Origin of the sequence: Kitasatospora viridis (genome assembly GCF_007829815.1) — a bacterium.
Lineage (GTDB): Bacteria > Actinomycetota > Actinomycetes > Streptomycetales > Streptomycetaceae > Kitasatospora > Kitasatospora viridis.
In genome coordinates, this window is sequence record NZ_VIWT01000003.1 from 312,172 (window position 1) to 332,161 (window position 19,990).

At 74.5% G+C, this 19,990-nt stretch carries 16 protein-coding genes; 3 read left to right on the forward strand and 13 right to left on the reverse strand.

Annotated elements, in window-relative coordinates; genetic code table 11:
* Positions 1 to 45: 45 nt before the first annotated feature.
* The 6 genes from FHX73_RS31860 to FHX73_RS31885 form a co-directional block, all read right to left on the reverse strand.
* A complete protein-coding gene (locus tag FHX73_RS31860; protein ID WP_145909412.1) occupies positions 46 to 3,273 on the reverse strand; it encodes a condensation domain-containing protein in 3,228 nt (1,075 codons plus the stop codon).
* A 149-nt stretch (positions 3,274 to 3,422) separates the two neighbouring features.
* Positions 3,423 to 3,689 (reverse strand): hypothetical protein, encoded by a 267-nt coding sequence (locus FHX73_RS31865; RefSeq protein ID WP_145909413.1) that lies wholly within the window; start codon positions 3,687 to 3,689, stop codon positions 3,423 to 3,425.
* 74 nt (positions 3,690 to 3,763) lie between these two features.
* The gene (locus tag FHX73_RS31870; protein ID WP_145909414.1) at positions 3,764 to 4,876 is read right to left on the reverse strand and encodes a glycosyltransferase family 2 protein; all 1,113 of its coding nucleotides are present in this window, start codon (positions 4,874 to 4,876) and stop codon (positions 3,764 to 3,766) included.
* Between the two features lie 86 nt (positions 4,877 to 4,962).
* Positions 4,963 to 7,266: an NHL repeat-containing protein gene (locus tag FHX73_RS31875; RefSeq protein WP_170305173.1), complete on the reverse strand. Its 2,304-nt coding sequence runs from the start codon at positions 7,264 to 7,266 to the stop codon at positions 4,963 to 4,965.
* A gap of 368 nt (positions 7,267 to 7,634) precedes the next feature.
* Positions 7,635 to 8,255 carry a hypothetical protein gene (locus FHX73_RS31880; RefSeq protein ID WP_145909416.1) on the reverse strand — a complete coding sequence of 207 codons (621 nt, stop codon included), beginning with the start codon at positions 8,253 to 8,255 and terminating at the stop codon, positions 7,635 to 7,637.
* A 99-nt stretch (positions 8,256 to 8,354) separates the two neighbouring features.
* Positions 8,355 to 9,008, reverse strand: a complete 654-nt coding sequence (locus tag FHX73_RS31885; RefSeq protein ID WP_145909417.1) for a TetR/AcrR family transcriptional regulator — start codon at positions 9,006 to 9,008, stop codon at positions 8,355 to 8,357.
* Between the two features lie 101 nt (positions 9,009 to 9,109).
* Here FHX73_RS31885 and FHX73_RS31890 point away from each other — a divergent pair, with 101 nt between their 5' ends.
* Entirely contained in the window at positions 9,110 to 9,841 is a 732-nt protein-coding gene (locus FHX73_RS31890; protein ID WP_145909418.1) for an SDR family oxidoreductase, read from the forward strand.
* Positions 9,842 to 9,895: 54 nt separating this feature from the next.
* On the opposite strand, the gene FHX73_RS31895 is transcribed toward FHX73_RS31890, so the two are convergent.
* Positions 9,896 to 10,252 carry a hypothetical protein gene (locus FHX73_RS31895; RefSeq protein ID WP_145909419.1) on the reverse strand — a complete coding sequence of 119 codons (357 nt, stop codon included), beginning with the start codon at positions 10,250 to 10,252 and terminating at the stop codon, positions 9,896 to 9,898.
* A gap of 222 nt (positions 10,253 to 10,474) precedes the next feature.
* Here FHX73_RS31895 and FHX73_RS31900 point away from each other — a divergent pair, with 222 nt between their 5' ends.
* On the forward strand, positions 10,475 to 12,361 hold the full coding sequence (locus FHX73_RS31900) for a flavin monoamine oxidase family protein (RefSeq protein WP_145909420.1): 1,887 nt from the start codon (positions 10,475 to 10,477) through the stop codon (positions 12,359 to 12,361).
* A gap of 63 nt (positions 12,362 to 12,424) precedes the next feature.
* Here FHX73_RS31900 and pip read toward each other — a convergent pair whose 3' ends face one another.
* The 5 genes from pip to FHX73_RS31925 form a co-directional block, all read right to left on the reverse strand.
* Entirely contained in the window at positions 12,425 to 13,384 is a 960-nt protein-coding gene (gene pip, locus FHX73_RS31905) for a prolyl aminopeptidase (RefSeq protein WP_145909421.1), read from the reverse strand.
* Positions 13,385 to 13,438: 54 nt separating this feature from the next.
* Positions 13,439 to 14,671, reverse strand: a complete 1,233-nt coding sequence (locus FHX73_RS31910) for a vWA domain-containing protein (protein ID WP_170305174.1) — start codon at positions 14,669 to 14,671, stop codon at positions 13,439 to 13,441.
* Between the two features lie 8 nt (positions 14,672 to 14,679).
* On the reverse strand, positions 14,680 to 15,894 hold the full coding sequence (locus tag FHX73_RS31915) for an AAA family ATPase (protein WP_145909423.1): 1,215 nt from the start codon (positions 15,892 to 15,894) through the stop codon (positions 14,680 to 14,682).
* A gap of 55 nt (positions 15,895 to 15,949) precedes the next feature.
* The gene (locus FHX73_RS31920; protein ID WP_145909424.1) at positions 15,950 to 17,203 is read right to left on the reverse strand and encodes a hypothetical protein; all 1,254 of its coding nucleotides are present in this window, start codon (positions 17,201 to 17,203) and stop codon (positions 15,950 to 15,952) included.
* Between the two features lie 132 nt (positions 17,204 to 17,335).
* Positions 17,336 to 18,271 carry a DMT family transporter gene (locus FHX73_RS31925; RefSeq protein WP_246214008.1) on the reverse strand — a complete coding sequence of 312 codons (936 nt, stop codon included), beginning with the start codon at positions 18,269 to 18,271 and terminating at the stop codon, positions 17,336 to 17,338.
* Positions 18,272 to 18,432: 161 nt separating this feature from the next.
* Here FHX73_RS31925 and FHX73_RS31930 point away from each other — a divergent pair, with 161 nt between their 5' ends.
* Positions 18,433 to 18,885 (forward strand): Lrp/AsnC family transcriptional regulator, encoded by a 453-nt coding sequence (locus FHX73_RS31930; RefSeq protein ID WP_145909426.1) that lies wholly within the window; start codon positions 18,433 to 18,435, stop codon positions 18,883 to 18,885.
* Here the strand turns inward: FHX73_RS31930 and FHX73_RS31935 are convergent.
* Positions 18,869 to 19,945, reverse strand: a complete 1,077-nt coding sequence (locus tag FHX73_RS31935; protein WP_145909427.1) for a histidinol-phosphate transaminase — start codon at positions 19,943 to 19,945, stop codon at positions 18,869 to 18,871. The genes FHX73_RS31930 and FHX73_RS31935 overlap by 17 nt on opposite strands.
* Positions 19,946 to 19,990 lie beyond the last annotated feature (45 nt).

Below are 19,990 nucleotides of genomic sequence, written 5' to 3' on the forward strand. Positions count from 1 at the left end.
GGTTCTCCGTGAGGTGTCGGGCGGCCCGGGAGGGCCGGCGGTGGGTCAGTGCGCGGGCTGGTCCGGGTCCGGGAGCTCCTCCAGCGGTGTGCCAAGGTGGTCCGCGAAGCCGCTCAGCAGCGTGTCCAGCCAGCGGCCCAGGCGCCGCACGTCGGCCGCGTCGAACCGGTCGCCGCGGTGCGAGAGCCCGGCGCGCAGCCGCCCGCGGTCCTCGACCAGGGTCAGGGTGAGCCCGAACTTGGCCTCGTAGCCGAAGCGTTCGTCGCTGGCCAGCGGTGTCATCAGGGCCTCGCCGACGGCCACCGGCTCGGCCGACCTGAGGTTGAGGTTGAGCATGACGTCCGCGAACGGGGTGGCGGTGGAGCTGCGGGGCGGGGCCAGGCGGGCGATCACCTCGCCGAGCGGCGCGCCCGGGTGCTCGGCCAGCAGCAGCACCGACTCGCGGGTCGCGTCGAGCAGCTGGCCGAGGGTGCGGCCCTCCTCGTGCCGCGAGCGCAGGATCGCGGTGCCCAGGCGCGGGCCTAGCAGGCCGGGCAGGCTGCCGCCGGCGCCGTCCACCACCGGCACCGCGAAGGTGACGTCGTGGTGGCCGGTCAGCCGGTGCAGGGCGGCGGCGAGGGCGGTCGCGGCGATCATGAACCAGGAGCTCGTCCGCTGGGTGCCCACCGTGCGCAGCCGGGGCAGCAGGTCGTCCGGCAGCTCCAGGACGAGCGCGCCGTCCGGCTGGGGCGTGCTGGGCGGGGCGAGCGGCAGGCTCGCCGGGGCACCGGCCAGGCGCTCGACCCAGAAGTCGGCGGACGCACCGGCGACGGCCCGCGCACGCGGCTCCTGAGCGGCCGTCACGTAGTCCCGGTACTGCGCCGGGGGCGGCGACTGCGGCTCGCCGCCGTCCGCGGCCGCCGCGTAGCCCAGGGCCAGCTCGGCGGCCAGCGCCTGGACCGACTCCCCGTCCAGCACCAGGTGGTGGGCGCAGACCAGCAGCGCCTGGGCGTCCCGGTCCAGCTCGGCCAGCGCGAACCTGACCAGCCGTCCGGTGCCGGGGTCGAACGGGGCGCGGGCCGCCCGGCGCAGCCAGTCCTCGACCGCCGGTGCGCGCTGCGGCTCGGGCAGCCCGGTGAGGTCGAGGTGTTCGAGCTCGGGGTTCCAGGGGCCCTCGATCCGCTGGACCAGCCGCCCGTCCTCGTCCAGGAACCGGGTCCGCAGGATCTCGTGCCGGGCCACCAGGCCCGCCAGCGACTTCTCCAGGGTGCCCGGGTCCAGCCGTCCGTCCAACCGCCAGGCCAGCACGATGTTGTAGACCGCGCGGGCCGGGTCCAGCCGCTCGGCGAGCCAGATCCGCTCCTGGAACCCGGAGGCGGGCAGCTGCACCGCCTCGGTCACCGGGCCGGCCAGCGCCTCGGCGGGCCGGTCCGTACCGAGCCGCTCGTCGATCAGCGCGGCCAGCTCGCCCAGCCGGGGGTGGTCGAACACGTCGCGCAGCGAGATCGCCGCGCCGAGGTCCTCCTCGACCTGGGTGACCAGCTGTCCGACGAGCAGGGAGTGGCCGCCGAGTTCGAAGAAGGACTCCTCGGGGCCCGGCGGGTCCATCATCAGGACCTCTCCCCAGACCTCGGCCAGCGCGGCCAGGCAGCCGGCGGCGGACGGGGCGGCGGGGACGGCGCGGACGGCGGGGGTGGCCTCGGTCGCGGGGGCGCCGACCGGGCCGAGCAGTTCCAACCGGGCGCCGGGCAGGGTCCTGGCCCGCAGCGCGGGGGCGCCGTCCGCACCCGCCTGCCGGAGCAGTCCGGGCACGCCCAGCGGTGCGCGGTTGCCGTCCTGGTCGGCGACGAAGACGGGCACGCCCGCCGGTGCGGCGACCAGCGTGCGGGCCGGGTTCGGGGCGCCTTGCGCGGCGGCCAGCTCGGCCGGGTCGAAGAGCGGCTCGGCGGATCCGGGCGCCGGCTCCAGCACGGCGGCCAGCTCGCTGATCCGCCGCCCGGGGTGGCGGCAGAGGTCGGCCAGCACCGCCAGGTAGTCCTCGGACAGCGCGCCGAGCAGGGTGGGGCCGACGGTGGCGCCCGGGTCCTTCCAGAGCATCGACAGGCCGCCCTTGTCGCCGCGCAGCATCAGGGTCGCCCGGAAGTCCGCGGTGCTCTCCAGCTGACGCAGGCTCAGCACGGCGGAGGCGCCCTGCGGGTCGGTGAGCCGCAGCGCGCGCACGTCGACGTGCTCGTGCCGCCCGGCGTCCCACCACTGGAAGACCACCTGGTGGGTGCGCGCGTGGGCGTCGGGGCCGGTCAGGCCGGCGGCGCGCAGGACGGCCGGCAGCGGGAGCTCGCCGTGGCGCAGGCAGTCGCCCATGTCCCGGTGCAGCCGGGCGACCAGCTCGGCGTAGCTGTCGGACCCGCTGACCGTCTGCACCACGGGCAGCACGTTGGCGAAGTAGCCGACCAGCTCACGGGTTCCCGGCACCGACCGGCCGTGGAAGGGCACGCAGGCCAGCACCCGGTCCTGGCCGCTGTAGCGGCGCAGCAGCACGAAGAAGGCGGCGAACATCACCGTGAATCGGCTGACCTCCAGCTGGTCGGCGACGTCCGCGACGCGGGCCAGCAGGTCGTGCTCCAGCGGGCCGCCCAGCACCTGGTAGCGCGGCGGCTCCAGGGGCGCGGGCAGTTCGAAGGCGGGCGGGTCCGCGCCGAGGTAGCCGCGCCAGAACTCCCGGTGCGGCTCGCCCTCCGGGTCCTCGGCCAGCGCGTGCGAGCGAGCGGCCGAGGCCGCCCAGAGCGCCGGGTCGTCGGGCTCGCCGAGCTCCTCGCCGGCCCAGGCCCGGGTCAGCGCGTGCAGCAGGGTGAGCACCGACGCACCGTCACACACCAGGTGGTGGACGGCGATCAGCAGCAGGGTGCCCTCGGGGTGGTGGATCACGTCCGCGCGCACCAGCGGTCCGCCGCGCAGGTCGAAGGGGTGCTGCCAGGCGGTCCGCGCCGCCTGCTCGGCCGGCTCGGTGGTGTGCCGCTCGCGCACCGGGACCTCGGGCGCCGCCGACCAGTCGAGCACGGCGGTGCCGGCCCGCTCCACGACTCGGCCGAGCAGGTGCGGGTACCTGCGGGTGACGGCGGCCAGCGCGGTGCGCAGCTGCGCCGGGTCGGGCTCGCCCCGCACGTCGAAGGCCAGCGGGATGATGTGGGTCCACTGCTCCGGGTCGATCTGCCACCCGACGAACATGGCCTGCTGTCCCACGGACAGGGGGGCGGTCCGGGCGCCGCCGGCGGCGCTGTGCTGACTGTCTGTCATGTTTCCTCTCCTGCCTGGCGGTCCGCTGATGAGACGGTTCACCAGTGGGGCGGGGTTCACCGCCGGGACAGGAGCTCACTTCTGTGACGACGCGTCATGCGGGCGGCCACGTCCCCCACCTGCGGCGCAACCGACGGCATGACACGTCGTCAGGACACCGCGATCCAGCTCTCCTCGCTCCGCCGCTCGCCGGGGCGGCCCGCGCGCAGCGGGTGCGGGGCGGTGAGCACCCGGACCACCCGGCGCCGGGGCGGCAGCAGCTTGCCGAGCGCGGCCCCCGCCATCACCAGCGTCGTCGCCGCCACCACGGTGGCCAGCGCCTCGAACCCGGACCCGGGCCGCGCGAGGCCCCGCACCGAGAGCGCCGACGCCCCGCCGACGCCCAGCGCCCCCGCCGCCGGCAGTGCTCCGTACACGCGATCCCCGCCCCTCGACGCCGCTGCCGAACGATGAACCCTGCCGAACCGTGCGCACTGCGGCAGGCCGCCGCTCAAGTGGTGCGCCAGTACTGCTCCCGGCGGCGCAGCGTGTCCCACAGCGCGCGCAGGTAGACGGCGTGCTGGAACAGGTCGTAGCCCAGCTCCACGACGAGCGTGCCGGCCAGCACCTGCGCCTTCCAGCCGGCCCCGTGCGCCGTGACCACCTTCTCCGCGACGAAGACCAGCCCGACGACGTGCCAGAACGGCGAGGAGCGCGGCCTCCCCCGGGCCAGCATCCAGCCGGTGAAGACCAGGTAGAGGGCGAGCGAGAGGACGGACATGCCCATCAGGGCCTGCCGGCGGATGTACGGGGCGGTGACCGGCGTCCAGCCGTAGTCGCGCAGGTTCTCCAGGGCGCCGCGCTGCCAGCGCAGGCGCTGGTGCCAGAGCCTGGGCAGACTGGTCATCACCTCGGTGACCACGGCGCAGCCCGGCGGGGAGACCGTGCGGTAGCCCAGGGTCCGCACCGCCTTGGTGATCTCGTCGTCCTCGGTGAGCGAGGCCAGCGAGTAGTAGGAGGTGCCGCCGCCGATCAGCCCGGCCAGCCGGGCCTGCCTGACCTCGCGCAGGGTGGCGACCCGGAACAGCGTCGCCGTGCCGGTGAGCACGTCGGCGCGGTACTCCCGGCGGGCGATCTCGCGGGCGTAGCGGTGGAATTCGATGCGCTGGAGCGCGCCGAGCAGGCCGCCGCCCGGCTCGCCGTAGAAGATGCCGCCGACGGCGCCGACCGTGCGGTCCATCGCGGCGACGGCGCTGGCGAGGAAGGTCGGCTGGAGCGTGGTGTCGGCGTCCTGGACGAGCACCAGGTCGGCCGCGTCGAGGTCGTCCAGCAGCCGGCCGAGCGCCTGGTTGAGGGCGCCGGCCTTCTTGTGCCGGTTGCCCCGGGATTCGATGACGGCGGCGCCGGCCGCCCGGGCGGCCGGCGCCGTCCCGTCGGTGCAGTTGTCGGCCACCACCACGACCCGGTCCGGCGGGCGGTGTTGGCGGTGCAGCGCCGCGATGGCGGCGGCGATCCGGTCGGCCTCGTCGTGGGCGGGGATCAGCGCGAGGATGCGGCCGGCCGTGGCCGTGCCGTCGTGGCGGGCCCGGGCGGGCGGGCGTCGTCCGGGGCGGGGCCATCGCATGCGGTGCTCCTCGGGCGGTGGGGTCCTGGCGGGGCGCGGGGCGGCGGGCGCCGCGCCCGGGTGGGCGCGGCACCCGCCTGCCGGGGTCAGGCCCGGTGGATCTCGACGGTGTCCTGCGCGGCCGCGAAGACCGGCGAGCCGAGCTGGATGCCGGCCGGCGCGCGGCCGGCCGGGGCCGACTCCTCGACCTCCAGGGCCGGGTAGATCGACACCCACGGGTCGGTGCCGGCGCCGCGCGGCACCAGGTCCAGCCGCACCGCCGGGCAGGTCAGGGTGCGCTGGTCGGCCGACAGCACCCCGGTGGCGATGAGCTCGTGGCTCTCGTCCTCCCAGCGGGTGAAGGCCACCTGGTCCTCGGTGAACAGCAGCCCCTCGGGTGCGGTGAAGACCACCCGGACCGTGCCGATGGTGAGCCGACCGGTGTTGCGGATCACGAACGGCGGGTAGATCCACCGCTCCTGACCCGCCGTCGCCGTCAGCGCCGTGGTCTTGATGGCGGCCCGCAGCGGGCTGTCGGCGATCCGGCCGGAGAGCTGGACCGGCGCGTGGCGGCCGATGCTCGCCGAGCCGTTGTCGTAGCGGCCGGGCAGGGCGTCGGTGCGGGCCTGCACCGGGATCGTGTAGACGAGTGAACCCGTGTCGCTGGCCGTGGTGTTCAGGTGCGGGTTCGAGCTGATGACCAGGGTCCGCCCGGAGTCGTCGATGCTGTGGTCGAGGTCGCCGCCGACGACGCCGTGGATGGTGTCGTAGTACGCGTAGGTGGGTTGGCCGGTGAAGCCGAAGCCGTCCGGGGCGGTGAAGCGCTGGGAGATCACCCCCGGGTTCACCGGCTGGCCGGTGGCGGAGGTGAACTTGACGGTGAAGACGGTCTGTTGGCCGGGCGCGGCGATGGGCACGGTGTCCTGGACGACCGCGAGGGCGGTCTCGTCGCCGACCGGCGCGGGGACGACGACCGTCACGGGCAGCCGCACGACGCTGTCCTTGAGGTCGACCTCGCCGCTGTACTGGATCTCCAGCGTCGAGGTGTAGAGGCCGGCGGCCGTCTCCTTCGGGACACCGACCCGGAAGACGCCGTCCAACGAGCCCTCGTTGGGCACCAGTTGCTGACCGGCGAAGCTGCGGCTCAGCCGGCGGCCACCGCCCGCCCCGCCCGTCAGCCCCTCGGCGAGGGTCAGCACGACGGTGACGTACTGTCCGTCCACCGGGTTCGGCCCGCGGTTCTTCACCCGCACGCCGAGGTCGAACTGCTGGCCGCGCTGCACCGCGTGCGGGTAGACGCTCTCGCCGTACAGGTCCGCGGCCGGCAGCACCGGCGGCGTCATGTCGGCCACGTTCGTCACGCCGCGGATCCGGTTGTTCGCGGAGTCGGCGATGTACAGGTTGCCCACGGCGTCCAGCGCCACCCCGGACGGATAGTAGAGCCGGGCGGCGACCGCCGGACCGCCGTCGTCGACGTAGCCGCCGATCCCGCTGCCCGCCACGGTGGTGATGGTGCCGTCGGTGGACACCCGGCGCACCCGCTGGTCGTAGTCGTCGGCGATGTACAGGTTCCCGGCGTCGTCCAGCGTCACGTCGGTCGGGTAGTAGAGGCTGGTGGCGACGGCCGGGCCGCCGTCCGACAGGTAGCCGGCCGTCCCGTTGCCGGCGACCGTGGTGATGATCCCGGCCGGGGAGACCTTGCGCACCCGCTGGTTGCCGTAGTCCGCGAAGTACAGGTTCCCGTCGGGGTCGAGCACCAGTCCTGACGGGTTGTTGAGCGGCGTGGCGACGGCCGGGCCGCCATCGGAGACGTAGCCCGCGGTGCCGTTGCCCGCCACCGTGGTGATGATCCCGGCGGTGTCCACCTTGCGGATCCGGTGGCCGTACCACTCACTGAAGTACAGGTTCCCCGCCGCGTCGAGCACCACGCCGTGGGGGTAGTTGATCGGGGTGGCGACGGCCGGGCCGCCGTCCGAGACGTAGCCCGCGGTGCCGTTGCCCGCCACCGTGGTGATGATCCCGGCCGCGTCCACCTTGCGGATCCGCTGGCCCTGGTGCTCGGCGATGTAGACGTTCCCGGCGTCGTCGACGGCCACGGCCACCGGGTCGTAGAGGCTGGTGGCGACGGCCGGGCCGCCGTCGGAGACGTAGCCGGCGGTGCCGTTGCCCGCGACCGTGGTGATCGTCCCGGCGGGGGTCACCTTGCGGACCCGCTGGTTCTGGCGGTCGGCGAGGTAGAGGTTGCCCTGCTTGTCGAGGGCGACGCCGGTGGGGCCGTTGACCTTGGTCACGGCCGCCGGGCCGCCGTCGGACACGTAGCCCGCGGCCCCGTTGCCCGCCACCGTGGCGATGGCACCGTCCGGCAGGCCGCCGGGCTGCGGTCCGCGTCCGGGACTCGATTCGACTGCCACCTGTGCTTCTCCCGTCTTCGGGCACGGCACATCGCACGCGGGCGTGCCGCGCCGATGAGGATGGGATGGCTCCGGAGTACGCCGCAGCCTAACCAGCGGGCTCCGGGGCCCTTCCAGCCCTTTTCCGGCCACCCCCGCCGCCGTCCGGAACACCCACCCCGCCGGGCGACGCCAGGCACCCCTGGGGCGGACGGCCACCGGCGGGACACCGCGCACCGGTCGCCCGGCCCGCCGGATCGCGGTCCGCGGCCGGAACTCGCCACCGCCGTCCACCCCTTGACACACCCTTGTGACACCGGCTGGCCAAAAACGCGGTCTCGGCGGGTCCGTGCCGGCCGCGCGGCCCGGGCGGCCGCGTGGGTGCGCACTCAGCCCAGGAAGTCCGGCAGTTCGACGGTGGGCGGCAGCGGGGCGTGCGCCGGCAGGGGTTGGATCCGGACGAAGGCGTGCTCGAACGGGGCGTAGCAGAGCGGGTCCTGGCCGCGGGCGACGGCCAGCAGGTTGTCGCCGCGGCGCCAGATGCGGTGGCGCCAGCGGCGGCCGCGGGCGGGGCCGCCCGGGTGGTGCACCACGTCGTGGTCGGGCGGGCCGATGAGCGCGCTGAAGGTGGCCGCCACGGCGTCCAGCCGGGCATCGAGGGCGCCGGGCGGCGGGTCCGCCCGGCACTGCCAGCCGGGCCGGCCCGCCCACGGGTCCGTCGCCAACTCGCCTGCCGGGTCGACGAAGTACTCGTAGGCGAAGGGCAGCGAGAAGCAGCCCTCGCCGTGCACCAGGTGTCCGGCCGGGGTGTGGCAGCGCTCGCCCAGCGGGCCCGGCAGGTCGCCGGTCGAGGGCCAGCCGAGGGCGGTGGTCGCCGCCTCGGTGAGGTCGAAGTCCGCCCAGTCGAGCAACGACAAGTCGGCCACCTGGGCAGCCAGTTCGGGATCGACGGGGCAGGCGGCGACGATCCACGGCGGTGTGCCCGCCGCCGCGCCCTCCCGGTCGGCCACCGCCGCCTCCCCCGCCCGTCGCTCTCGTCCAGCCGTCGCCTTGGCAGCCGTCGCCTTGGTCCAGCCGTCGCGGCCCACCCTATCCGCCCGGCCCGCGGCTCAGGCCGGGAGCACCGGCACCGTCGACGGCGATGGCAGCAGGGCGGCGGTGAGGCGCTCGGCCACCCCGACGTCCAACGGGCCGTGCCCGAGCACGAAGCGGTACCAGAACAGGCCGTAGATCTGATCGACCATCAGGTCGAGGTCGGCGCCGGCGGCCAATTCGCCACGGCCGCGCCCGCGTTCGAGGAGTTCGTGCAGGGCGGTGCGGCGGGTGGCGGTGTAGCGCTGGAGCAGCTCGGCGAGGTGGGGGTCGCGGGCGGACTCGCGCAGCAGGGTGCGCAGCACGGCGGCGGTGGAGTCGCGCTGGGCCGCGTCGAAGGTGGTGGCGATGAAGGAGCGCAGTTCCTCGCGCAGCGTGCCGCCGCCGGCCGCGGTGACGTCCTGTCCGGCGCGGTCGATCAGCGCGTCGAGCAGCACGGCGCCCTTGGAGGGCCACCAGCGGTAGACGGTCTGCTTGCCGACGCCGGCCGCCTTGGCGATCGCGTCGATGGTGACGGGCTCGCCGTCACCGGCGCCGGCCAGGCGCAGGGCGGCGTCCAGGATCGCCTGGCGGGCCGCCTCGTTGCGGCGCCGCCCGGTGTGCGGGCGGGGCTCGGCCTGCGTGGGCTGCTCGGGCCCCCCGGTGTCCGGGCGGGGCTCGTTGCCGCTCATCCGTCCGTTCCCTTCTCTTGATCTCCAACTTGACAAGACTATCAGTCTCGACAATCATCATTGTCGAGACAGCAAGTCTCGGCAATACGGAGGGGATGACGATGAGCACTTTCTCGGGTCAGCGTGTGGTCGTACTGGGCGGCAGCTCGGGCATCGGGGAGGCGACCGCCGCCGCGTTCGCGAAGGACGGCGCGGAGGTCGTGATCACCGGCCGCGACCAGCAGCGGCTGGACGCGGCGGTGGCCCGGATCGGCGGCAACACCAAGGGCCACGCGGTGGACGCGGTGGACCAGGCGGCGGTCGCCGCCCTCTTCGCCGAGCTGGGCACCGTGGACCACCTGGTGCTCGGGGTGAGCGGTTCGGCCGGCTCCGGCGCCTTCGCCGAGCTCGACCTGGGCGAGCTGGCGCGCGGCTTCGACGCCAAGTTCTGGCCGCAGGTCCGCTCGCTCCAGGCGGCGCTGCCGCACCTGCGCACGGACGGTTCGGTCACCTTCATCACCGCCGGGTCCTCGCGGGCGGCCTTCCCGGGCACCGCCGGCCTGGCCGCGATCAACGGCGCGCTGGACGCGATGGTCCCGCCGCTGGCCGTCGAGCTCGCGCCGCTGCGGGTGAACGCGGTCTCCCCCGGCGTGATCGACACCCCGTGGTGGGACCGGGTGCCGGAGGAGCAGCGCAAGCAGCTCTTCGAGGGCCTGGCCGCGGTCACCCCGGTCGGGCGGGTCGGGCGGCCGGAGGACGTGGCCCAGGCGATCCAGATGCTGGCGGCCAACACCTTCGTCACCGGCATCGTGCTCGACTGCAACGGCGGGACCACCCTGGCCAGCGGGCGCTGAGCACGCGGGTGGGGCGGGCCGGGCTCCGGGAGCCCGGCCCGCCCCACCACGATGTCAGAGCCGTCGCAACGCCGCCTCGACGCTGTCGCCGCCACTGCTGTTGAACGCGATGGCCGCCTTCGGGGCATGACGCCGCACCAGGTTGACGACCTCCTCGAAGAACGTCAGCAGCGGCTCGGGCTTGCGGATGCCGCCGCCGATCACCACCACGTCCCAGGCGCGCCCGGTCAGCGCGGCGAGCAGCATGCCCTCGGTGGTCGCGTCCAGCGGGACCAGCGTCATCGCGGCGTCCAGGCCGTGCTCGGCGAAGCGGGCGAGCTCCCGGTCGAGGCCGGCGCGCAGCGCGGCGCCGTCCATCCCGGGCACGGGCACGGCGGTGGGGTCGATCCCGAGGATCAGTACGGAAGGCATGTCAGGTCTGACGATCAGTCAGCCACCGTGGTTCCCGCAGCGCATACGCCTCGGCACGCGCCCCACAGATCTCCCGCACGCCCCTGAATCGCGAACGCGCCGTCGAATGCCGCAGTTGCCTGGTCGCCCCACCGGCCCCGGCTCCCCGAAAGGGTGACTGCGGCGCTGTTCGATGACGGTTTCGATACCAACCGACCCGGGCCCGCTGCCACGCTGGTCCGCGTGATTTCTCGACGTGGCTTCTTCACAGCATCCGGTGCGGCCGTCGCGGCCGCCTCCGTCACCGCCCCCGCCCGGGCCGACGCGCCGGGCGGCCAGACCGGCCCAGCGGATCCGACCCGCCAGGTGGATCCGACCCGCTGGGCCGCGGCACAGGCGATGGCCTACCGGATCCTGCTGACCGACGAGTCCCACCGGGACCTGACCCTCGACTACCTGAAACTGCTCACCGGCCGGGCCGCCCTGCCCAAGACCCGCCAGCGCGACGTCCTGGTGGTCGGCGCGGGCGTCGCCGGCATGGTCTGCGCCCGGCTGCTGATCGCCGCCGGCCACCGGGTGCGGATCCTGGAGGCCAACCGCAGCCGGGTCGGCGGCCGGGTCAAGACCTTCCGCGGCGAGGTCTGGCAGGACCCGCGCAACTCGGCCGAGGCCGGCGCCATGCGGATACCCTCCACCCACCTGCTCACCCTCGCGCTCGCCGACCACCTCGGCGTCCAGCGCCGCCCGTTCGACCTGGTCGACGTGCCGCCGCAGCCCGACCTGCGCTCCGCCGATAGCAAGGTGGTCTACCGGTCCTGGACCGGCGAGCAGTTCAGCACCGGCAACGCCCCGGTCTTCACCACCCCCGCCGGCCTCGGCGGCCGGCTGATCAACGTCAACGGACAGACCGTCAGCAAGGCGGCCTACGCCAAGAACCCCGCCCCGGTGAACAAGACCTTCGGCTGGGACAGCAACGAGACCACCACCGCGTCCTTCGCCGACGCGCTCACCACCGCCCGCAAGTACACCCAGATCCAGAACCCGGACGGCAGCTGGACCGACAAGCCGATCGCCGACCGGGTCCAGGGCATGACCCAACTGCTCTACGACCTGGACGGCTACTCACTGCTGCGCTACCTCACCGAGGTCGCGAACTGGCAGGACCCGCAGATCCAGGCCGTCGGCACACTGGAGAACCTGACCAGCCGGCTCTCCTACGGCTTCCTGCACTCGGTCTTCGACGCCACCGACATCAACGCCTCGGTCACCTACTTCGAGTTCAGCGAGGGCATGGACTCCCTGCCGACCGCACTCGCCGAGGACCTGCCGATCGAGCAGGACCGGGTGGTCACCCGGGTGGTCAGCTCGCCCGGCCGGGTCACCGTCCACGCGGAGCCGGAGACCGGCTCGGAGGACGAGGCCTGCGACGGCGCGATCGGCGGACCGGTGCACGAGTACCAGGCGGACGCGGTGGTCTTCGCGGTGCCGTTCGCCGCGCTGCGGCACGTCACCTTCGACCCGATCCTGCCGTACCACAAGCGCCGGGCGATCACCGAGCTGCACCACGACACCGCGCACAAGGTGCTGCTGGAGTTCACCGAGCGCTGGTGGGAGTGGGACGAGGACGCGTGGCGCCGGCGCCTCGGCGACCACTACCAGCCCGGCCCGCACGGCCCCGCGGTGCCGGCCGTCGGCGGCGGCTGCATCTCGGACGAGTCCGCCCGGTTCGTCTACTTCCCCTCGCACCCGAGCGCGGGCGGCTCCCCCGGCGGCGTGGTGCTGGCCGCCTACAACTGGGCCGAGGACGCGCTGCGCTACGACTCGCTCACCCCCGAGGACCGGCACGACGAGGCGCTGGACCAGCTGGCCGAGATGTTCGGCGACCGGATCCGCGGCTACGCCACCGACCGGGCCGTCTCGCAGTCCTGGCTGCGCAACCGCTGGGCGCTCGGCGAGGCCGTGGTCGAGCTGCCCGGCCAGCTCACCAGCCTGGGGCCGCACGTGGCCGAGCCGGTGGGCGACCTGATGTACTTCGCCGGCGACCACTGCCAGCCGCGCTACCACGCCTGGATAGCCGGCGCGGTGGCCTCCGGCGTGGAGGCGGCGATCCAGGTCAGCGACCCGAACTGATCGTCGGTCAGCACGGGGTGTGCGGCCGTGGCCGGCCGCACACCCCGTCGGCGCCACGGACCGTCAGCGGTCCTTGAACTCCTCGATCGCGTCGCGCATCAGCTGCCCGAACTCCTCGCTGCCCGCGTGGCCGGAGTCCTCCACGATGTGCAGCCGGGCGCCCGGCCAGGCCTTGGCCAGCTCCCAGGCCGTCTGCGGCGGGCCGCCCATGTCGTGGCGCCCGTGCACCAGCACCGCCGGGATGCCGGCCAGCTTGCCGGCTCCGCGCAGCAGTTGGTCCTCCGTGAACCAGCCGCCGTTGCTGAAGATGTGCGAACAGATCCGGACGAAGGCGATCTGCTCGTCCTCGGTCCGGTCGCTGTACATGCCCGGCGAGTTGTTGGGCTCGCCGGAGATGACGGCGTCCTCCCAGGCCAGCCAGTCGGCGGCGGCCTTCGCCCGGACGGCCCGGTCCGGGTTCTCCATCAGCCGGGAGTAGGCGGCCAGCAGGTCGCCGTCCCGCTCCTCCTCCGGCACGCCCTCGCGGAACCGGTCCCAGGCCTCGGGCTGGAACCGCCCGGCGCCCCGGTAGAGCCAGTCGAGCTCGCCGGGGCTGGTGCTGGTGATCGCCGCGACCACCACTTCGCTGACCCGCTCGGGGTGCTGCTCGGCGTAGGCCAGGATCAGCGAGACGCCCCAGGAGGCGCCGTTCAGCAGCCAGCGCTCGATGCCCAGGTGCTCGCGCAGCAGCTCCATGTCGTCGATCAGGTGCTGGGTGGTGTTGAGGCTCATGTCGGCGGCCGGGTCGCTGGCGTGCGGGGTGCTGCGGCCGCAGTTGCGCTGGTCGAAGCGGATCAGGCGGTAGCGCTCGGGGTCCCAGGCGCGGGTCGGCCGCGCGCTGCAGCCGGCCCCGGGGCCGCCGTGCACGTGCAGGGCGGGCTTGCCCTCGGGGTTGCCGAGCTGTTCGTAGTAGATGCGGTTGCCGTCTCCGGTGTCGAGGTACCCGTGGTCGTAGGGACTTGTCGGCGGGTAGAAATCAACCATGAGGAGCGATCATAGACGCGATCTCGGTTCGGGTACAGCTAAATTGACGGCCGCTCAGGTGTGCAGCTCGACCACCCTGGCCCAGTCCGGCGGCGTGTCCGGACGGTAGTCGGGGTCGTGCTCGCGCACCCGGCGGCCGAGCCGGGCGAAGAGGCCGATCACGGTGCGGCAGGCCGGCCGGGCGGACGGCCACGGGGTCTGACCGTCGGTGAGCACCACCACCACGTCCGGCCGGGGCCGGGCCCGCAGCGCCGCCGCGAACCCGGTGCGCAGATCCGTCCCGCCGCCGCCGACCAGCGCGATGCCCTCGGCGCGGCACAGCTGCCCGACCGACTGGGCCGCCGCGTCGCAGGAGAGCACCGAGACCAGGTCGCGCCGCCCGCCGACCGCGCGGACGATCGCCGCCACCTCGACCAGTGCGCCGCCGAGTTCGGCGTCGCTGACCGAACCGGAGGTGTCCACCACCACGGTCACCCGGGGCGGCACCCGGCGCAGGCTCGGCAGCACGATCCCGGGCAGCGACACCGAGCGCCGGGCGGGCCGGCCGTAGGTGTAGTCGTCGCCCGCACCGCCCGACGAGACCGCCGCCCGGACGGCCGCGCCCAGCAGTTCGCGCCACGGCTGCGGCGGCTGGAACGCCTCCTCGGCCCAGCGCCGCCAGCCCTGCGGCGTGTCCCCCGGCCGGGCCCGGATCGCCTCGGCGACCCGGAAGCGGACGGCGTCGCGCTGCCGCGCGCTGAGCCCGTCGGCGCCGTCCGGTCCGAGGTCCCACTCGCGCTCCAGGCCGTCCGCGCCGCTGCCGCAGTCCAGCCAGGCGATCCGCTGCAGCTCCGGCCCGAGCCGGAACTGCCGCAGGTACTCCTCCATCAACAGGTCGCTGTCGAGCCGGAACTGGCTCGGCTGGAGCGCGTCCTCGGGCGTCGGCAGCCCGTCCCCGAAGATGTCGTCGTTGATCTCCAGGTCGGCGGCGATGTTCATCCGCAGCCGCTCGGCGGGCCCGGTCAGCCCGAGCTCGCGGGCCACCCGGTCGCTGCGCCCGTGGTGGTCGCGCAGCAGGTGGGAGACCTCGTGCACCCAGACCCCGGCCAGTTCCTCGACCGGCGTCCGGGCGACGAAGGCCGGGGAGACGTAGCAGCGCCAGTGCCGGTCCACCGCCATCGTCGGCACCCGCTCGGACGCCACCGGGTGCAGGGCGAAGAGCGCCGTCGCCAGGTAGGGCCGGGCCCGTGCGGCGAACAGGCGGGCGGCGAACAGCTTCTCCCGGTCGAGCTCCTGACGGTCCGTCATGTCTGTACTCATCGGCTGCCCACCGCGACCCGAGCGGCCGCGCGGTCGGCGCGCTCGGACAGGCCCACCGCCGCGGCGAACCGGTCGATCGCGGCGGGCACGTCCCAGTCCTCGCGGCGCAGCGCGGCGAGCGAGCTGGCCGGCACCACCACCAGGTCGGGCGCCCCGGTCTCCAGGGCCCGCACCAGCAGCGCCCAGGCGGCGTCCCAACGCGCCTTCTCCGGGCGGTTGCGGACAGCGGCCACCACCCCGTCCAGCGCGGCCTGCCGCAGGTCGCCGCGCTCGGGCAGCCGCGCGCCGGCCGGATCGGCCAGCAGCAGTTCCGGGTCCGGCAGGTCCATCCGGTCCAGGAAGGCGAGCAGTTCGAGGCCAGGCCCGTCGCCGACCGTGCCCCGGACCAGCAGCGAGAGCACGTCCCGCGAGGAGCCGGCCGTCCCGGCGAAGGCGATCAGCCGCAGCGCCATCTCCCAGCTGCGCGGCGAGGGCCAGGCACCGCCGCGCCGGGTCTCGCTCTTGGGGATCTGGTGGACCAGCGCCGGGCGCCCGGCGAGCAGCCCGCAGACGGCCCGGCGGGCGTGGTCGACGGAGTCGGCGAGCCGGCCGGGATCCAGGCTGGGCAGGGTGGCCCGGGGCCAGGTGCCGCCGAGGCCGCGGACCACCACCTCGGGGTCGTGCACCCACTGCAGGTGGACGAAGCGGTTGGCCAGCGGCGGGCTGAGCTCCCAGCCGTCGGCGGCCGAGGCGCGCGGGTTGGCGGCGGCCACGATCCTTACCCCGGGCGGGAGTTGCAATGCGCCGACGCGCCGCTCCAGGACCAGCCGGAGCAGTGCGGCCTGCACGGCGGGCGGGGCGGTGGAGAGCTCGTCGAGGAAGAGCAGCCCGCGCCCCTCGCGGACCAGCCGGACCGCCCAGTCCGGCGGGGCCATCGGCACGCCCTGGTTGGCCGGGTCGTCGCCGACGATCGGCAGCCCGGAGAAGTCGGACGGCTCGTGCACGCTCGCGATCACCGTGGTCAGCGGCAGGTCGAGGGTCTCGGCGAGCTGGGTGAGCGCGGCGGTCTTGCCGATGCCCGGCTCGCCCCAGAGCAGCACGGGCAGGTCGGCGGCGACGGCCAGGGTGAGGGCTTCGAGCTGGTCGTCGGCGCGCGGTTCGGTGCGGGTTTCGCCCAGCAGGGCGAGCAGTGCGGCGGCGGTGTCGAGGGTGCTTGCGGAGTACGAGGACATGACGGATCACCTTGGGGCAGTAGGGAGTTGACGAAGGGGGTGGCCGGCCGTGCGATCAGCGCGGCGCGCGGCGGCCGCGCCGCCGGTCGGGGCGTCGGAGGAGTTCGCGGGAGCGCCCGGGCTCGGCCAGCCCGGCCCGGAACATCCCGTAGGCGATCCGGCGTTCGGCGGCCGAGGCCAGTTCCTCGCGCAGCGGCCCGTCCCGCAGCACGGCGGCCGGGCCGAGCAGCGCCTCGACCACGGCCAGCGCGCCGGCGGTGTCGCCGTGCCGCAGCCGTTCGGCGACGCCCTCAAGACAGTCGGGCGCGCGGTGCGCCTGTTCGATCAGCCGCAGGCAGGGCAGTGGCGTGCCGGTGAGCGCCGCGAGCAGTTCCTCGCGGCGGATCTCCACCGGGTCGTGGTCCAGCGGCACCAGTCTCCCGTCGACCAGGCCGATGCGGTGGGTGGCACCCCGGCAGTCGACGAGTTGCGGCTCGTCGGCGCCACGGGTGGCTCGGGGAGCGGAAGTTGGCCGGAAGCCGGGCGCCAGGGCGGCGGCGACCAGCGGGTGCAGCAGGTCGGGGGTGACCAGGCCGGCGTCGAGCAGGTCGCGGTCGGGCGGGGTCCGCACGGCGGCGTCGGGCAGCACCGGCAGGCCCTTGACCGTTCTGCGCTCGGCGATCTGACGACCCATCAGCACGAGGTGCCGCCGGGCGCCGGTCCGGATGGCCACCGGACCGTCCGGCAGACCGTCGGCGCGCAGCAGGATCGCCGCCTCCGCCGCCCAGCGCGGCTCGCCCCCGGCGCGGGTCGCCAACTCGCCCGCCCGGCGGGCGTCCCAGAGGTGCCGGTGCAGGTCGAGCCGGTGGCGGCGGCTGGGTCTCGGGTGCGGGTGCCCGCCGGCCTCCCGCAGTCCGGGGTCCCAGAGCGCCAGGCTCACCCGCTGCCCGGCGTCCGCCCAGGCAGGCGGCGTGCGCACCACCAGCTGCACCGGCGCGCGTGAACTCCCGTACCGGGCAAGGCCGATGGTGAGCCCCGGGCGGATCAGCCCGTCGGGTGCGACCCGTGGCAGGTGCCAGCGGAGCAGGTCGGGCGCCAGGTGCCGCAGGTCGTCCCGGAGTGCGCCGACGAGCTCACCGCCGTAGCGGTGGGCGGCCCCGCGCAGGTCGAGGTCGACCTCGACGTTGGCGGCGGCGCAGGCCCCGGCCCAGTCCCCGGATTCCCGGCGGGCGGTGGCGGTTCGGATCATGGAGGGCGGGACGGCGAACTCGCGCACGCGCCGCCAGCGAAGCAGATGGGTGGTGTCCCCGATCGCGCTGTGAGGTGCCATCAGCACTCACCTTGCGCAGCGATCGAAGCCCCCAATCCGAGAAGAGATCGAGTAGTCATCACGACGGAGCATAGCGACCGCCCCGGCGCCGCGCCACCACCTTCGACGGCCGGGCGCGGACCCCGCCGGGCGTCAGACGTGCTCGTCGACCCGGGCCGGCTCGACCGGCGCGGGCGCGCCCGTCCCCCGCTCGACCAGGCCGAGCGCGACGCCGGCGATGATCACCACCCCGCCGATCACCTGGGGCAGGCGCACCGTCTCGCCGTCGATCACCACCGCGCCCAGCACGCCGAACACCGGGACCAGATTGAGGATGTTCACCGCGACGCTCGAAGTCATCCGGCGCAGGCCGTAGTTGTAGAAGAGGAAGCCGCCGACCGAGCAGGCGACGGCCAGGTAGGCGAGCAGCAGCGAGCTGACGGTGTCCGGCGCGTGCCAGTTCGGCGCCTCCAGCAGCGAGGCGAGCAGGAAGCCGGCCGCGCCCGCCAGGGTCTGGTAGTAGGTCAGGGTCACGGCGTCCTGCCCGCTGCCCGCCTTCTTGCCGAGCGCGTTGTACCCGGCCCACACCAGGCCGCCGAGCAGCAGCAGCACGTCGCCGATCCAGCGCTGACTGCTGCCGACCTGGGCGCCGTTGCGCACCACCAGCGCCGCCCCCACGGTGGCGAGCAGCACGCCGGTCACCCGCAGCAGGGGCATCCGCACCCGCAGCGAGACCCATTCGACGAGCATCGTCATCAGCGGGTAGGTGGCCACGATGAGCGAGGCGTCCGAGGCGGTGGACAGCTTGACGCCGATGTTCTCCAGCACGAAGTAGACGGTGATGCCGAGCAGTCCGCTCAGGTAGATCAGCCGCCGCTGGCGGGCGTCGGGCCGGGCCGCGCGGCCGCGGCGCAGCCGCACCATGACGCCGAGCAGCACGGCGGCGAGGGTGAAGCGGATGGCGCCGATGGTCAGCGGCCCGACGTCGGTCAGCACCCGCTTGGTGACGGCGTACGAGCTGCTCCAGAACAGCGCGGCCGCCACCACCGAGCAGACCGCCCAGGCCTTGGTCCTGCGCTCGTCCGTCACCTGGGGCCTCCTCCGGGGGTTTCCTCCGCCTGCAGCACCGTTCGGCCGACCTGACGGGACGGCGAATTTTGCACGCCGTTTCTGACGCGACGTTAGCAGTAGTTCCGCCCCGAACCGGTAGGCTCCGAACATAATTCGGCTGGTCGAGGGGTTTGGCGGGCATGGACGAACTTGATTCGACGCTGGTGCGGCTTCTCCAGCGCGATGGTCGGCGCAGCAACCGGGACCTGGCGCAGGAGTTGGGGATCGCCCCGTCCACCTGCCTGGAGCGGGTGCGCTCGCTGCGCGAGCGCGGTGTGCTGCTCGGGTTCCACGCGGAGGTGGACCTCCCCTCCCTGGGGCGCGGGCTCCAGGCGATGATCGCGGTGCGGGTGCGGCCGCCGACGCGTGCGGTGATCGAGCGGTTCCAGCGCTTCGTGCTGGCGATGCCGGAGGTGCTCTCGGTCTTCGCGCTGACCGGCACCGACGACTTCCTGCTGCACGTCGCGGTGCGCGACATGGACCACCTGCACGCCGTCGTGCTGGACAAGCTGACCGAGCGTCAGGAACTGGCCGACGTGCGCACCTCGGTGGTCTACCGGCACCTCAGGAACACCGTCATCGAACCGCTGTGAGCCCCTCCAGCACGCCGACCAGCAGGTCGTTGGAGTCGGGGGTGCCGACGGTGATCCGCAGGCCGGCGCCGGGGAAGTCGCGGACCAGCAGGCCGCGCTGCTCCAGTCCGGCGGCGACCGCGCTGGAGCGCGCCCCGAGCGGCAGCCAGAGGAAGTTCGTCGCGCTCGCCGGCACGGGCCAGCCCTGGGCGCGCAGCGCCGTGGCCAGCCGCTCGCGCTCGGCGGTGATCCGGTCCACCCGTTCGAACAGCTCGTCCTCGGCGAGCAGCGCGGCCAGCGCCGCCTCCTCCGCGACCCGGCCGACCCCGCACGGCACGGCGCACTTGCGCAGCGCCTGCGCGACCCGGGGGTGGGCGACGCCGTAGCCGACCCGCAGCCCGGCCAGCCCGTAGGCCTTGGAGAAGGTGCGCAGCACCATCACGTTGGGCCGGTCGCGGTACAGGTCGACGCCGTCCGGGGCGCCCGGGGTCCGGTGGAACTCGACGTAGGCCTCGTCCAGCACGACGAGCACCCGCTCGGGCACCCGGTCCAGGAAGCGCTTGAGCGCGGCGGCCCCGACGGCGGTGCCGGTGGGGTTGTTGGGCTCGCACACCAGCACCGCCGTGGTGCGGGGCGTGATGGCCGCGGCCATCGCGTCCAGGTCGTGGGCCTCCCCGCGCAGCGGGACCTCGACCGGGACGGCGCCGGCCATCTTCACCACGATCGGGAACGCCTCGAACGACGGCCAGGCGTAGACCACCTCGTCCCCCGGCGAGAGCATCGCCTGGCCGATCTGCTGGTAGATGCCCACCGAGCCGGGGCCGGTGACGACGTGGTCGAGCGGCACGTCCAGGCGGCGGGCGAGCGCGTCGACCAGCCGGTCCGGGAGGATCCCCGGGTAGCGGTTGGTCTGCGCGGCGGCCTCGGCGATCGCCGACAGGGCCGAGGGCAGCGGCGGGTAGGGGTTCTCGTTGAGGAACAGCCGGTGGAACTCGCCCACCGCCGGCGGCTGGGGCGGCTTGGGGACGTAGGCGGGTATGTCGTCGAGCGCGGCGCGGGGCGCGGGGGCCGCAGCGGTCACGGGTGCGATCTCCTGTCGTGGTCTGGGTCCTGCCCGGTCCTGCCC

Coding starts and splice junctions, on each gene's coding strand:
- FHX73_RS31860 (WP_145909412.1), bottom strand. CDS start 3,273: ATGACAGACAGTCAGCACAGCGCCGCCGGCGGCGCCCGGACCGCCCCC.
- FHX73_RS31870 (WP_145909414.1), bottom strand. CDS start 4,876: ATGCGATGGCCCCGCCCCGGACGACGCCCGCCCGCCCGGGCCCGCCAC.
- FHX73_RS31885 (WP_145909417.1), bottom strand. CDS start 9,008: ATGAGCGGCAACGAGCCCCGCCCGGACACCGGGGGGCCCGAGCAGCCC.
- FHX73_RS31890 (WP_145909418.1), top strand. CDS start 9,110: ATGAGCACTTTCTCGGGTCAGCGTGTGGTCGTACTGGGCGGCAGCTCG.
- FHX73_RS31895 (WP_145909419.1), bottom strand. CDS start 10,252: ATGCCTTCCGTACTGATCCTCGGGATCGACCCCACCGCCGTGCCCGTG.
- pip (WP_145909421.1), bottom strand. CDS start 13,384: ATGGTTGATTTCTACCCGCCGACAAGTCCCTACGACCACGGGTACCTC.
- FHX73_RS31910 (WP_170305174.1), bottom strand. CDS start 14,671: ATGACGGACCGTCAGGAGCTCGACCGGGAGAAGCTGTTCGCCGCCCGC.
- FHX73_RS31915 (WP_145909423.1), bottom strand. CDS start 15,894: ATGTCCTCGTACTCCGCAAGCACCCTCGACACCGCCGCCGCACTGCTC.
- FHX73_RS31920 (WP_145909424.1), bottom strand. CDS start 17,203: ATGGCACCTCACAGCGCGATCGGGGACACCACCCATCTGCTTCGCTGG.
- FHX73_RS31930 (WP_145909426.1), top strand. CDS start 18,433: ATGGACGAACTTGATTCGACGCTGGTGCGGCTTCTCCAGCGCGATGGT.